This window comes from Serratia sp. Res13-Sevr-LER1-36-b, assembly GCF_015673035.1.
GTDB classification, from domain to species: domain Bacteria; phylum Pseudomonadota; class Gammaproteobacteria; order Enterobacterales; family Enterobacteriaceae; genus Chania; species Chania fonticola_C.
Map to the genome: position 1 here is coordinate 29179 of NZ_JADACK010000022.1, position 12281 is coordinate 41459.

The 12281-nt window shown below is 52.4% G+C and carries 13 protein-coding genes; 6 read left to right on the forward strand and 7 right to left on the reverse strand.

The genetic code is table 11. The annotated features are described in order from the left end of the window. Position 1 precedes the first annotated feature (1 nt). The gene (locus IMQ33_RS17565; protein WP_196061535.1) at positions 2-1309 is read right to left on the reverse strand and encodes an inorganic triphosphatase; all 1308 of its coding nucleotides are present in this window, start codon (positions 1307-1309) and stop codon (positions 2-4) included. A 278-nt stretch (positions 1310-1587) separates the two neighbouring features. Between IMQ33_RS17565 and IMQ33_RS17570 the strand changes: the two genes are divergently transcribed. Together IMQ33_RS17570 and IMQ33_RS17575 are read left to right on the forward strand one after the other, a co-directional pair. Then, positions 1588-2205: a TIGR04211 family SH3 domain-containing protein gene (locus IMQ33_RS17570; protein ID WP_021179496.1), complete on the forward strand. Its 618-nt coding sequence runs from the start codon at positions 1588-1590 to the stop codon at positions 2203-2205. Between the two features lie 108 nt (positions 2206-2313). Then, on the forward strand, positions 2314-3549 hold the full coding sequence (locus IMQ33_RS17575) for a multifunctional CCA addition/repair protein (RefSeq protein WP_196061536.1): 1236 nt from the start codon (positions 2314-2316) through the stop codon (positions 3547-3549). 28 nt (positions 3550-3577) lie between these two features. On the opposite strand, the gene lldD is transcribed toward IMQ33_RS17575, so the two are convergent. From lldD to lldP, 3 genes are read right to left on the reverse strand one after another with little or no spacing between them, the layout of a single operon-like run. Then, positions 3578-4717, reverse strand: a complete 1140-nt coding sequence (lldD, locus tag IMQ33_RS17580; RefSeq protein WP_065684689.1) for an FMN-dependent L-lactate dehydrogenase LldD — start codon at positions 4715-4717, stop codon at positions 3578-3580. Positions 4718-4733: 16 nt separating this feature from the next. Then, on the reverse strand, positions 4734-5516 hold the full coding sequence (gene lldR / locus IMQ33_RS17585) for a transcriptional regulator LldR (RefSeq protein WP_065684690.1): 783 nt from the start codon (positions 5514-5516) through the stop codon (positions 4734-4736). Beyond that, positions 5513-7168, reverse strand: a complete 1656-nt coding sequence (lldP, locus tag IMQ33_RS17590) for an L-lactate permease (protein ID WP_098929751.1) — start codon at positions 7166-7168, stop codon at positions 5513-5515. Before lldP ends, lldR begins: the two co-directional genes overlap by 4 nt. 314 nt (positions 7169-7482) lie before the next feature. Here lldP and IMQ33_RS17595 point away from each other — a divergent pair, with 314 nt between their 5' ends. Together IMQ33_RS17595 and IMQ33_RS17600 are read left to right on the forward strand one after the other, a co-directional pair. Further along, a complete protein-coding gene (locus IMQ33_RS17595) occupies positions 7483-7719 on the forward strand; it encodes a type II toxin-antitoxin system CcdA family antitoxin (RefSeq protein WP_065684692.1) in 237 nt (78 codons plus the stop codon). Positions 7720-7721: 2 nt separating this feature from the next. Beyond that, positions 7722-8036: a CcdB family protein gene (locus tag IMQ33_RS17600; protein WP_021179490.1), complete on the forward strand. Its 315-nt coding sequence runs from the start codon at positions 7722-7724 to the stop codon at positions 8034-8036. A 105-nt stretch (positions 8037-8141) separates the two neighbouring features. Here IMQ33_RS17600 and bacA read toward each other — a convergent pair whose 3' ends face one another. After that, positions 8142-8969, reverse strand: coding sequence for an undecaprenyl-diphosphate phosphatase (bacA, locus tag IMQ33_RS17605; RefSeq protein WP_065684693.1), 828 nt, complete (start codon positions 8967-8969; stop codon positions 8142-8144). A 140-nt stretch (positions 8970-9109) separates the two neighbouring features. After that, positions 9110-9469: a bifunctional dihydroneopterin aldolase/7,8-dihydroneopterin epimerase gene (gene folB / locus IMQ33_RS17610; RefSeq protein ID WP_024483059.1), complete on the reverse strand. Its 360-nt coding sequence runs from the start codon at positions 9467-9469 to the stop codon at positions 9110-9112. 107 nt (positions 9470-9576) lie between these two features. Between folB and plsY the strand changes: the two genes are divergently transcribed. After that, positions 9577-10215: a glycerol-3-phosphate 1-O-acyltransferase PlsY gene (plsY, locus tag IMQ33_RS17615; protein WP_196061537.1), complete on the forward strand. Its 639-nt coding sequence runs from the start codon at positions 9577-9579 to the stop codon at positions 10213-10215. 208 nt (positions 10216-10423) lie between these two features. Here the strand turns inward: plsY and IMQ33_RS17620 are convergent, their stop codons facing one another. Further along, positions 10424-11356, reverse strand: a complete 933-nt coding sequence (locus tag IMQ33_RS17620) for a winged helix-turn-helix domain-containing protein (RefSeq protein WP_173408707.1) — start codon at positions 11354-11356, stop codon at positions 10424-10426. Between the two features lie 724 nt (positions 11357-12080). On the opposite strand from IMQ33_RS17620, the gene IMQ33_RS26215 reads away from it, so the two are divergent. After that, positions 12081-12281, forward strand: a 201-nt coding sequence (locus tag IMQ33_RS26215; RefSeq protein WP_230327532.1) for a hypothetical protein, incomplete at its 3' end; no start/stop codon positions are given.

A 12281-nucleotide genomic window follows, 5' to 3' on the forward strand; every position in this document is an offset into this window, starting at 1 on the left:
GTTAACGAACCGCGCCGTTTAACCAGAATGGCGCATGGGATAATGCCTGTTTGCGGCTGGCTTCATACCAACCCTGCCGACGTTCGGCAATGGCTGATTGCAGCTCGCGCCAGCTGTCGATATACGGCCCGGTTTCGCTATCTGGATAGGCACCAGAAAGCAGAATAAATGCCAACACCTGGCGCGTCAGACGGGGCAGTTGCTCTTGATATTCATCTTCATTCAGGGTGCGTGTAAAGGCTTCTTTCAGCTCTGCGGCGCTACGGCCCAGCATGATGTCGCTAAAACGCTTGAATGAACCATCCAGCTTAGCCTGCGATTTGGCATCGATAAACGGCCGCCATGCACCGGTGATCAACCACGATGTGAGTGCCAACTTACATTGCAGATACTCCGTGCCGTAGCACAGCTCCTGCGGCTGGGTGGTTTTATCCACCAGCAAAGGCTCCAAAGCCGTCAACCGAGCGCGCAGATCGGTGCTTGCCTTGCGCGGAACCAATCCGCCAAAGATCACCAGCGCCTGGCGGATCAGACCGATCGCTTCCATTACCGCGCGGCGTGCCTGCCTGTCGCCACGCAGCCACAGTTCTTCGTGATACTGCCAATGGCTCAGCGCCAGCTCGAAAGCGGCCACCATGCCCTGTTCTACCGTGGATTTAGGAGCTGGCTTCAACACGCTTAATGGGCGTAACTCACGTTCGACATTGCCCTGCGCCAGATGATAGCCCCGAGCCGCTTTGCTGAGGCTGCCCTGGCGTAAACCACCCTGTTCCGCCAATGCGGCTGCCAATGCCAGCAAATCAGCAGTCTCACCGCTTTTCAGCTCCAGCTCCAGCTCGCATAACGGTTCGGCCAGTTCACCCGCGCGCACTTCCCCCTGGTCGAGGCCAATCTCGATCTCGCTTGTGCCGTAAGTGACCACCCACTTTTCACGTACAAAGTCGGTGCGGAACAGCGGCTGCAATGCCTTTTGCAGCGGAGCCAATTTGCAGCCCTCTGGCCAGATATCCGCCGGGAATTTTTTCAGCGCCAGCGCGGGTTTGGCGATGGCGACGTTATATTCTGGCCGCTGGTGCAGCCCACCCACCACCGAACCGGCGGTTTTGATGGTCATTTCATAGCTATCGTCAAAACCGCGGATACGCAGGCCCATATCATGGTTGCGCAGGAAGTTGTCGGCGGTTTCATAGTAGATATTGGTCAGCTTCTGTGGCGCAGAAAGCTGATTGGGCCAGGCGGCAATCCGCTCCGGCAGGCTGGCAATCGCTGCGGGGGAAACAATAAACTTCAGTTCTATTTCAACGCTCATAGTTCTTTTACACCAATAGGTTAGGCATTCGCGTGAGTCTTCACGGCGGCGGAGTCTGCCGGCCGCTCTCAGCCCGACGACGCACAGTGAGAGTATCTTACCGCGATTCCCCCTGACTTGACTCTGCCAACTGCAGAAAAAACCTGTTACGTTATAGAATGCTGCGCAACTGACGGGATTTAGCATAGTAAGATAGTTCCCATTCCGGTTTTGGCGTTGCGCCGTCAGACTGAACGCTCTACTATCGTTCCATAAATCCACGCAGAAACGATGACATAATGCAGAAATTACGCCTGATTTGCCTTGCCGTGCTAAGTTTTAGCATCACTTGGGGCGCACATGCCGAAGATAAACGCTATATCTCCGATGAATTAAATACTTATGTCCATAGCGGCCCAGGTAACCAATACCGTATCGTCGGCACCTTGAATGCCGGTGAAGAAGTCACGCTGTTGAGCGTCAATGACAGCACCAGCTACGGCCAGATCCGCGATTCCAAAGGACGCAGCGTCTGGATCCCGCTGGATCAGTTGAGCCAGACGCCAAGCCTGCGCACCCAGGTGCCTGAGCTGGAACAGCAGGTGAAAACCCTGACCGACAAACTGGCCAATATTGATAATAGCTGGAACCAGCGCACCGCCGAAATGCAACAGAAGGTGGCCGCCAGCGATAGCACCATCAGCGGCCTGCAGCAGGAAAACCAGGATCTGAAAAATCAGCTGGTTGTGGCTCAGAAGAAGGTGAATGCGGTGAATCTGCAACTTGATGACAAACAGCGCACCATTATCCTGCAATGGTTTATGTACGGCGGCGGCGTTGCCGGCGTTGGTTTGCTGCTCGGTCTGCTGTTACCGCACCTAATCCCGCGCCGCAAGAATAATCGCTGGATGAACTGATTGCTGTTCCGCCAGCTTAAGCGCCTACGGGCGCTTTTTTATTGCCTGACGCATCCGCTGCCCAATTGATGTAATCTGATCAAAAGAGCTATTGATAGGAGTTAAACCGTGAAAATTTACCTGGTCGGCGGTGCCGTCCGTGACGCCCTGCTCAACTTACCGGTAGTGGATCACGACTGGGTGGTGGTCGGCGCAACGCCTGCCGATCTGTTGGCTCTTGGCTATCAGCAGGTGGGTAAAGACTTCCCGGTATTTCTCAACCCGCAAACTCATGAGGAGTATGCGCTGGCCCGCACCGAACGTAAATCCGGCCAGGGTTACACCGGATTTACCTGCTACGCGGCCCCGGACGTGACGCTGGAAGAGGATCTGCTGCGGCGCGATCTCACCATCAACGCCATGGCGCGGGGTGATGATGGAGTACTGGTTGATCCCTATAACGGCAAGGCCGATCTCAACGCCCGCCTGTTGCGCCATGTCTCCGACGCGTTTGGCGAAGATCCGCTGCGAGTATTACGCGTGGCGCGTTTTGCCGCCCGCTTTGCTTCCCTGGGCTTTACCGTCGCCCCTGAAACCAGCGCGCTGATGCAGCAGATGGCCGAAAGCGGCGAACTGGCCTCCCTGACGGCGGAACGCGTGTGGAAAGAGACCGAGAAGGCGTTACAAAGCCAGAGCCCGCAGGTGTATTTCCAGGTACTACGCGACTGCGGAGCGTTGAAAGTGCTGTTCCCGGAAATCGACGCCCTGTTTGGCGTGCCAGCCCCAGAGAAATGGCACCCGGAAATTGATACCGGCGTACACACGCTGATGACGCTGGCGATTGCCGCCCAGCTCAGCCCAGAGGTAGATATCCGCTTCTCAGCGCTATGCCACGATCTCGGTAAAGGCATCACGCCACAAGAACTCTGGCCACATCACTATGGCCATGGCCCTGCGGGCGTCAGGCTGGTTGAAAAGCTTTGCCAACGGCTGCGAGTGCCTAATCCAGTACGTGAACTGGCGAAGCTGGTGGCGGAGTATCACGACCTGATCCACACGGTCAATAAACTGCGGCCAGAAACGCTGTTAAAACTGTTTGATGCCATCGACGTGTGGCGTAAACCGCAGCGGCTAGAGCAGATGATCCTCACCAGCGAAGCCGATGCCCGTGGACGCACCGGTTTTGAAAACAACCCTTATCCGCAGGGCGATTACCTGCGCCAGGCTTATCAGGTCGCCAACGCGGTTTCGGTCAAAGAGGTGGTGGAAAGTGGCCTGCAAGGGCTAGCGATCCGCGACGAGGTCAAACGCCGCCGCCAGCAGGCATTGGCGGACTGGAAGAAGCAGCAAGAACCTCATCCTTAAGTAAAACGGGCGCAGTATGCGCCCCTACCTACCCCTCCAGCACCAACGAATCACGGCTGATTTCGGCAATACTTTTCGCCCCCGTGAGCGTCATCGCTACGCACATCTCTTTTTTGATCAAAGCGAGCAGGTTTTCCACCCCCGCCTGGCCTGCGGTTGCCAAGGCATAAACATAGGCTCGCCCCAGCAATACGCTATCCGCCCCGAGCGCAATCATGCGCACCACATCTAATCCGCTGCGTATCCCACTGTCTGCCAGGATGGTGATATCACCCTTCACCGCATCGGCAATCATTGGCAACGCACGAGCAGAAGAGAGTACCCCATCCAGTTGGCGACCACCGTGGTTAGAAACCACAATGCCGTCGGCACCAAAGCGTACGGCATCACGCGCATCGTCGGCGTCGAGAATGCCCTTTATCACCATCGGCCCCTGCCAGAAATCACGGATCCATTCCAAATCACTCCATGAAATCGAAGGGTCAAAGTTGGCCCCCAGCCACCCGATATAATCTGCTAATCCGGTGGGCTTTCCGAGGTAAGCGGAAATATTGCCCAGATCGTGCGGACGCCCATTCAGGCCAACATCCCACGCCCAGGCAGGATGGGTCACGGCTTGCCAATAGCGCCGCTGGGCGGCATAGGGGCCACTCATTGCCGAATGCGCATCGCGGTAACGAGCGCCTGGTGTCGGCATATCCACGGTGAATACCAAGGTGGTACAGCCCGCGGCTTTCGCCCGCTCCAAGGCATTACGCATGAATCCACGATCTTTCAACACATACAGCTGAAACCACATGGGCCGCTTGATGGCCGGCGCCACCTCTTCGATTGGGCACACCGAGACGGTGGAAAGCGTAAACGGAATGCCTTGTTGTTCTGCGGCGCGCGCGGCCTGCACCTCACCACGGCGGGCATACATGCCACACAACCCTACCGGGCCAAGGACGACGGGCATGGCCAAAGTTTCGTTAAACAGTTTGGTTTCCAGGCTGAGCGCCGACATGTTCTTAAGAACACGCTGTCTCAATGCGACCTGAGCCAGATCTTCCACGTTACGCCGTAAAGTGTGTTCGGCATAAGCGCCGCCATCGATGTAGTGAAACAGAAACGGTGGCAGTTTACGTTGTGCCGCAGCGCGATAGTCCGTGGCTGCTGAGATAATCATCAAGCGATCTCCCTTGTTACGGTGAATTGTCATCAGGAAGGCGGGTAATACGCGCCTGCCTGGCCTCGTCTTCATGCAGATTTTTAATGGTGGAATGCACGAATCCCAGGTGAGATTTTGCCGCTTTACCCGCCCGTTCAGGATCGCCTGCCAAGATCGCCAGCAGCAGTTCCTCGTGCTGTTCAGTCAGCCGGGTGAAGATCGTCGGCTGGGTGTACATACGCTGGCGGCTATGCATGACGGAGGAGCGCATCAAATCGAAAAAGCCGCGCATGGTTTGCAGTAACACCACGTTGTGTGAAGCCTCGGCAATCGCCAAATGGAAGCGCACATCCGCCTGAGCGGCAAGTTCAGGATGATCGCTTTCCTGAAGCGCCAACATGGCGTCAAAGCAAGCCTGTAGCTTCTCTTTGTCTGCGGCGGTGGCGCGCATTGCCGCGTGCCAGGCGGTGCTGGCCTCAATGGCGTGGCGAGCTTCCAGAATGTCGTAACGATAGTCAGGATCGTCGGCAACCAAGGGTCTCAGCGGCTCCACGATGCATTGCTCCGACCAGGGGGAAAGCTCGTCGCAGACATAGGTTCCGCCGCCACGTCGGCTAATGAGCGCTTTTTCACCAATCAGCTTTTGAATCGCCTCACGTAAAGAGGAACGCGAGACGCCCAACTCGTTGGCCAACTGGCGCTCGGCGGGCAAGCGCATCCCCATCTCCAGTTGGCGTTCGCGGATCATTACCTTGATACGCTCAACCAAACGATCGGCCGAGCGAAGTGGATAAGTGGGTTGAAGATTTACAGTCATGGGATCATCCATGTTAGCCAGTAAGCCTGAAGCGTAGTAATAACCCCCACCATACAGGTGAAAATCAGGCTGTGTTTTACCGTAAAGCGGAACAGGTCAGACTCTTTCCCTACCAACCCCACGGCGGCACAGGCAATCGCGATAGACTGTGGTGAAATCATTTTGCCTGTGACTCCGCCGGTGGTGTTAGCCGCAACCAACAGCACATCCGAAACGCCAATTTGCTGGGCGGTGGTGGCCTGCAGAGCGGCGAATAACGCGTTAGACGAAGTGTCTGAGCCGGTCAGGAACACGCCCAACCAGCCAAGGAACGGTGAGAAAAAGGTGAACGCGCTGCCGGTATGCGCCAATGCCAGTGCCAAAGTTGCCGACAGGCCGGAATAGTTGGAAATAAAGGCAAAGGCTAACACCATGCCAATGGAATAGATGGGCAGCATCAACGCCTTTAGCGTTTCAGCAAGTGTGGTGAGCGCATCTTTGGGCTTCATGCGCAGGTAAATCACCGAGGCGATCGCAGCAACCATAATGGCGGTACCGGTGGCAGAGAACCAGTCAAGTTTGAAAACGGCGACATAAGGCGTGATGTTTGCCACCACCGGCGGCATTTTGGCGACCAGCTTATCCAGAAAAGGCACCGGAATAGAGAGCACCCAATCGTACAGCGCACCACCTTGAGCGAACAACGCTTTAAACGGCGGGATGCTCCACAAGGTGACCGTAGCAGTCAGGAAAATAAACGGCATCCAGGCGCGAATAATCTGCCCTAAACCATAGCGCTGCTGCACCAGCGTTTGGTCGACGACGGCACCTTCGGCATTATCAAAGCGGAACAGGCGTTTTGGCTGCCAGACGCGCAGAAACAGCGTCAGGCATACCAGTGAAACCAGCGAGGAGATGATGTCTGGCAACTCTGGCCCAAGAAAGTTGGAGCTGAGATACTGCGCCAAGGCAAAGCTTCCCCCCGCCACAACCACCGCAGGCCAGGTTTCTTTAATGCCGCGCCAACCGTCCATAATCGCCATGATCCAGAACAGTACGATAATCGTCAGGAACGGCAATTGTCGCCCGACCATCTGGCCGATTTCAAAGCTGTCCAACCCGGTCACCTGGCCCGCGACGATAATCGGGATGCCCATAGCACCGAAAGCCACCGGTGCGGTGTTGACGATCAGACAAAGCCCTGCGGCATACAACGGATTGAATCCCAGCCCAACCAACAAGGCGGCGGTAATGGCTACCGGTGCGCCAAACCCGGCGGCCCCTTCCAGAAAGGCACCAAAACAGAAGCCGACGATCAGCATCTGTAAACGTTGGTCGGGGGTGATAGAGAGAATGGAAGAGCGAATGATGTCAAACTGCCCGGTCTTCACCGAAATCTGGTAGACAAATACCGCGGCAATAATGATCCAGGCTATCGGCCACAGCCCATAGAAAAAACCATAAACCACCGCAGCGAGCGCTCGGTCAATGGGCATCCGATAGAGGAATAACGCCACCAGCAAAGCTATCCCAACGGTTAACGTTGCTGCAATATGCCCCTTGAGCTTCAGTTTAATCAGCGCCAAGAAAAAAAACGCGATAGGCAGTGCCGCAATCGCACTTGATAGCCAGATATTGCCAATGGGATCATAAACTTGTTGCCAGACTTCCATGTAGATAACTCCCGCGATTATTCACATACTCCTCCGCTTAATGGGTCGTACCAACAGGGCGAAGTCATATAATTGATAACCGATAGTTAACTTATTGTTAAAAACATGCAATGTGCCTGTTTGGTTTTTTGCCGTTTATGTGCCAGAGGTTCACATTTTTCCGGCATTGGTCGGACCAAAAGGGGGGAGAAGGGGGGGCTAAATGAGCAAGATTAAGCAGCACCATTATTTGGGGATCCCTCGCGCTATAGCCTGCTATAATGCATGCATGATGCCGTGTAGATAACACGTAACCCATCACAGGAGAGCACACCATGACAGTAAAAGTACGCAATACACAAAGCGTCACAATGACTGTAGAACGAGGCCTGCTTAACCGGGCACGTGATGCAGGAATTAACCTTAGTGCCACTTTGACTGCCGCCCTAGATGCCGAACTACGTCATCACGCAGCGAAAAAATGGCAGGAAGAAAACAGAGGGGCTCTTGAGGCGTTAAATCGTTTCCATGATGAACACGGCTGCTTTAGCGATGAGTACAGGACTTTTTAACGATGCAATTCACCGTCTACTACAATCCCGGAAAAAGCGTCGTTTATCCCCTGCTACTTGATGTAACGAGCGATATTATCGGCCAGTTAAACCGTCGCATTGTGATCCCACTGTTGCCTGTTGAAAAATATCCGGGCAGCAGTCGCCCAGACCGGATGAATCCGGTAATCATGCTGACGGACGGCAAAGAATACGCCGTAATGGCTCATGAACTTGCAAGTATTCCTGTTCGTGCTTTGGGTGCTGAGTTCTGCAATGCGGCGCAATACCGCCCGCAGATAAAAGCGGCAATAGATTTTCTCATTGATGGAATTTGAAGCCACTGGTAGCGACCAATCGAATGCGCCAATACAAGTAATATGAAAATAGTGGGCCAAGAGCCCACTATTGGAGAGGAGAAAACGTTCGAGCTGGTGCCAGAATTAATGAATAAACACCATGTAGACCGCCGCCGCGACGATAAAGCGGTAGATGGCGAACGGCACAAACGAGATACGCTTGATAAGCTGCAGGAAGGTCTTGATGGCGATTAGCGCTACCACAAACGCAGTGGCAAACCCGACGGCAAACATCGGCAAATCACTGAGCGTCAGGAAGTGCAGGCTCTTGTACAGATCCAGACCGCTGGCCCCGAGCATCATCGGCACCGCCAGAATAAAGGAGAATTCAGAGGCCGCATAGCGGCTCACGCCAACCAGCATACCGCCCGAAATGGTGGAACCGGAACGGGAAAAACCAGGCCACAGCGCCAGACACTGGAAACAGCCGATCATAAATGCCTGCCGATAGGTAATATCATCCAACCCGACCGCGCGCGGCTTTTTCGGTTTCAGCCATTCGGCGGCCAGCAGCAACAGCCCCCCAACGACCAAGGCATACATCACGTTTCTCGGTTCAAACAGGGATTTGATCACATCGTGGAAGATCAGCCCCAGGACAACCGCCGGGATCATCGCCAGCAGGATATGGCCCAGCTTCAGCCGCCCTGCCGTGTGCCCTTCATGAGGCACCGGTTTGCCACCAAAGTGAATGCCGATCAGGCCAAACAGACGGCGCCAGAACACCACCACCACCGCCAGGATCGAACCCAGTTGGATAATGACTTCGAAGGTTTTTGCCTTATCGCCGGTAAAACCCAGCAATTCGCCAACGATAATCATGTGCCCTGTCGAGGAAACCGGCAGGAACTCTGTCAGCCCTTCAACTACCCCAAGCACAAATGCCACAAACAATGAATGCATGTCCGCCATCAGACCACTACCCCATTTCAAATTTAACGCTATTAAAGGTACAAGCACAAAAAAGCGGCAATGTTCAATACCTTGCCGCTTAAACAATTCTAGTTACAGACCAGCATATCGGTCTTTAGTTGCATATTGGTGACAACTTGTCAGGCTGGGCGCTGGCCGCGCTCGATGATCACCCCAACCCGGCTGGCGTGCGCGACTGCACCCGGCTTGCTGACCTTAATACGGACCCAGGGAGATTTAAAGCGCCGTAGCAAAATTTCGGATACCTCCTCTGCGACACGCTCCACCAACGCAAAACGATTGGGCTGCACATGTTGGATGACCGCATCGCTGATATCGGCATAGCTCAGACAATCATTCACATCATCGCTGGCGGCCGCCTGGCGGTTGTCCCACGCCATTTCGATATCGAACACCAGCTTTTGCTGAATGGTTTGTTCCCAATCATAAACGCCAATGGTGGTGATCACGGTAAGCTCTTCAATAAATACGATATCCATCACGTCATTCTCAGTTTTTGGCCTTGCCGGATACCACTTCCGACGGAATATGCGTATTATCCATAGATGTTGCGAGTAAAACGACCATTATTAGACGGAACCGCGTTATGAGTGCTACCGCGCTTGGCATGATTATCTTCGCGTATCTGTGTGGCTCAATTTCCAGCGCGATCCTGGTTTGCCGGATCGCCAGGCTACCGGATCCGCGTAAACATGGATCGGGAAACCCAGGAGCGACCAACGTCCTGCGTATCGGTGGCCGCCTGGCGGCGGCTACGGTGCTGGTGTTTGATATTCTAAAAGGGATGCTGCCAGTCTGGTTGGCCTATGCATTCAACGTTCCACCGCTGTATCTGGGCCTGACGGCGATCGCCGCCTGTCTTGGGCATATCTACCCGGTGTTCTTCCACTTCCGTGGGGGCAAAGGCGTGGCGACGGCGTTCGGCGCCATTGCACCGATCGGCTGGGATCTCACCGGCCTGATGACCGGCACCTGGCTGCTGACCGTGCTGCTGAGCGGCTATTCTTCGCTCGGGGCGATCGTCAGCGCGCTGATTGCGCCGTTCTACGTCTGGTGGTTCAAACCGCAGTTTACTTTCCCGGTGGCGATGCTCTCCTGCCTGATCCTGATGCGCCATCACGACAATATCCAGCGCCTGTGGCGCGGCCAGGAAGGGAAGATCTGGGGTAAGTTCCGCAAGAAGAAAGACGGTGCTGTGGAACAGGAAGAAAAACCGGAAGAGTGATCAAGAAAGGCTGGAAACTTCAGCCTTCTAAAACCCCCAAGCCTCTAAACATATTGTGACCGAGCGTTTCTCCACATTTGAGGGTTTCGCATGGAAAAACACAGGGTCGTAAGCCGCTCCTTTGGCTGGCTCCCACGATGACGGATCTCGCTTCCCCTGTGCACTGACGCCACTAACCAAATTTTGCCATCTCGTTTGCAACGGAAATTTACGGTTTATGATCAAGAGTCAGTCTAGGGTTTGGCACAATGCCTCTCGTTGAACGGCTTGAATTCATAGACTGTATTGAATTCGAAGCAACAGTAAAGCGAGTGGAACAATCAATGTCTCCATCTGACTCCGTTCTGCAAAAGAAGAAGCGGATATTTCCGCCTCTTGGTGCTCGGGTAATATATAAGAACTCACCAGAGCTACACTTCAGATTTCTGTCTGCCATGAAACTTTTAATTTCATCAGGATTAACACTCTTATCCCCCCGCACTACATAAACAGAGCATTGCTCTAACTCAGCAATTTTATCATGCGTATCATAAAAAAGGACGCTTTCGGCCGGACCAATGGTAAACAGGCTGGCAAGCATTATGAAACATGCAGCCGGCAAGAAGAAACGGATCCCCTTATTTTCTTTAAGATAACCAATCAAAGAGCGTCGACTAATATTTTCTAATACTCTCTCATCATTAGATACACTTTCTACCGGCACGTCGCTGTTTATTGTGGCAGCTTCAGGTTTCACATCCCTGTTAACAGGAACCTCTTCAGTGGCAATATTAGGCTTACTTTTTGCGTGTGTATTGTCGTCTTCCTCAACCAACTGAACCTTGCCCGTAAACTTTACCCCGACCTTAGGAATGGTTTTGATCGCCGAGATGATAACTCCTGCCTCTCTCATACCTCTTCTCAGTAACAAGATGTTTTGGTAAAGGGTATTCATGGTGACGTATTGGCCGTGTTTTTCCCAAACTTCAGCAAGAAGGGTCTCTTGACGAACGACATCACCAGGATTTTGCAGCAATAACAGCAAACAACGGTTAACAGGGGTATTCAATAGCGTTTCTTTGCCCCGTCTTCCAAGAGGGGTTAACCGATGCTCATCAGGTGTATACAAAACCGTGTCATTGATTAAATATTTTTCTTTCATTTTCAATCACCTGGACGTTATCGCCATAAGAAATTATATATGCTCACCATGAAGTATAATACTTCACATAAGAATCACCTTTACAAACAATTCCTTCAATATCAACTGGTTAAAACACATTTCTTATTCATGGCTTTATGAGCTTGATTTAGCTAAAGAAAGCCCCTCCAACGCATAAAAAATCACCATAACAAATTGAAAAACAACACCTTTCAACTTGATAATAACAATTAAAATGACTTCATTAAGAATATTCTCTCAATTAGGTTACTATTTTCTCATCAACAGGACGGGATGATTAAGTTAAGTCTATTCATCACGTTGCAGCAAATGGCGATAGTCCGTCATCACTATGTTGGTAAATCTAGCCCATGAAGACAGATAAATCCTAGATACGAAGGGAGGAATTTATCAATATGATATATATGAATTATTTTGGTAAAAATGAATTTTTATCCTTCATAATGAACATATAAAGTTTTTTTGACTGATGAAATTCCCGGAGTAATGACCCACCACAATCGCTAGGAGTGACTGAAGAACATGGTGAAAAAAGTCAAAATTTGCCATCACTGCAGAATTTAATTCCGTAATGCAGGCCAAAGTGACATCAACCTTACTCGTTTCCAATACGTTGCTATGAAAGCAATCGCTTCTATAATACGTGCATCAAGGGAGGCTTGTTATTTTGAGATACAACAGCGAAATAATGAACCAAGTGTATATGGAAAATAGACTTTATGGATTTCTGCTTAATGATAATGTTCTCTTTAACATTGCGACTCGCAGGCTCGTGCATTACACCGAAGAGCTTTCCGAGCACAACATGTCTTTTAAAGTGGTCTCTTTAAACGAGACTCAATCACGACTGTTAACATGTTTACTAATGAATCGCACCAGCGCTGTTATCTATAAGGATGACATA

Excerpts from the sequence above, each read along its gene's own strand:
- bacA (WP_065684693.1), bottom strand. The coding sequence starts at position 8,969 with ATGGCGGACATGCATTCATTGTTTGTGGCATTTGTGCTTGGGGTAGTT.
- IMQ33_RS17570 (WP_021179496.1), top strand. The coding sequence starts at position 1,588 with ATGCAGAAATTACGCCTGATTTGCCTTGCCGTGCTAAGTTTTAGCATC.
- lldP (WP_098929751.1), bottom strand. The coding sequence starts at position 7,168 with ATGGAAGTCTGGCAACAAGTTTATGATCCCATTGGCAATATCTGGCTA.
- IMQ33_RS17620 (WP_173408707.1), bottom strand. The coding sequence starts at position 11,356 with ATGAAAGAAAAATATTTAATCAATGACACGGTTTTGTATACACCTGAT.
- plsY (WP_196061537.1), top strand. The coding sequence starts at position 9,577 with ATGAGTGCTACCGCGCTTGGCATGATTATCTTCGCGTATCTGTGTGGC.
- IMQ33_RS17600 (WP_021179490.1), top strand. The coding sequence starts at position 7,722 with ATGCAATTCACCGTCTACTACAATCCCGGAAAAAGCGTCGTTTATCCC.
- IMQ33_RS17595 (WP_065684692.1), top strand. The coding sequence starts at position 7,483 with ATGACAGTAAAAGTACGCAATACACAAAGCGTCACAATGACTGTAGAA.
- lldD (WP_065684689.1), bottom strand. The coding sequence starts at position 4,717 with ATGATTATCTCAGCAGCCACGGACTATCGCGCTGCGGCACAACGTAAA.
- IMQ33_RS17565 (WP_196061535.1), bottom strand. The coding sequence starts at position 1,309 with ATGAGCGTTGAAATAGAACTGAAGTTTATTGTTTCCCCCGCAGCGATT.
- lldR (WP_065684690.1), bottom strand. The coding sequence starts at position 5,516 with ATGACTGTAAATCTTCAACCCACTTATCCACTTCGCTCGGCCGATCGT.
- folB (WP_024483059.1), bottom strand. The coding sequence starts at position 9,469 with ATGGATATCGTATTTATTGAAGAGCTTACCGTGATCACCACCATTGGC.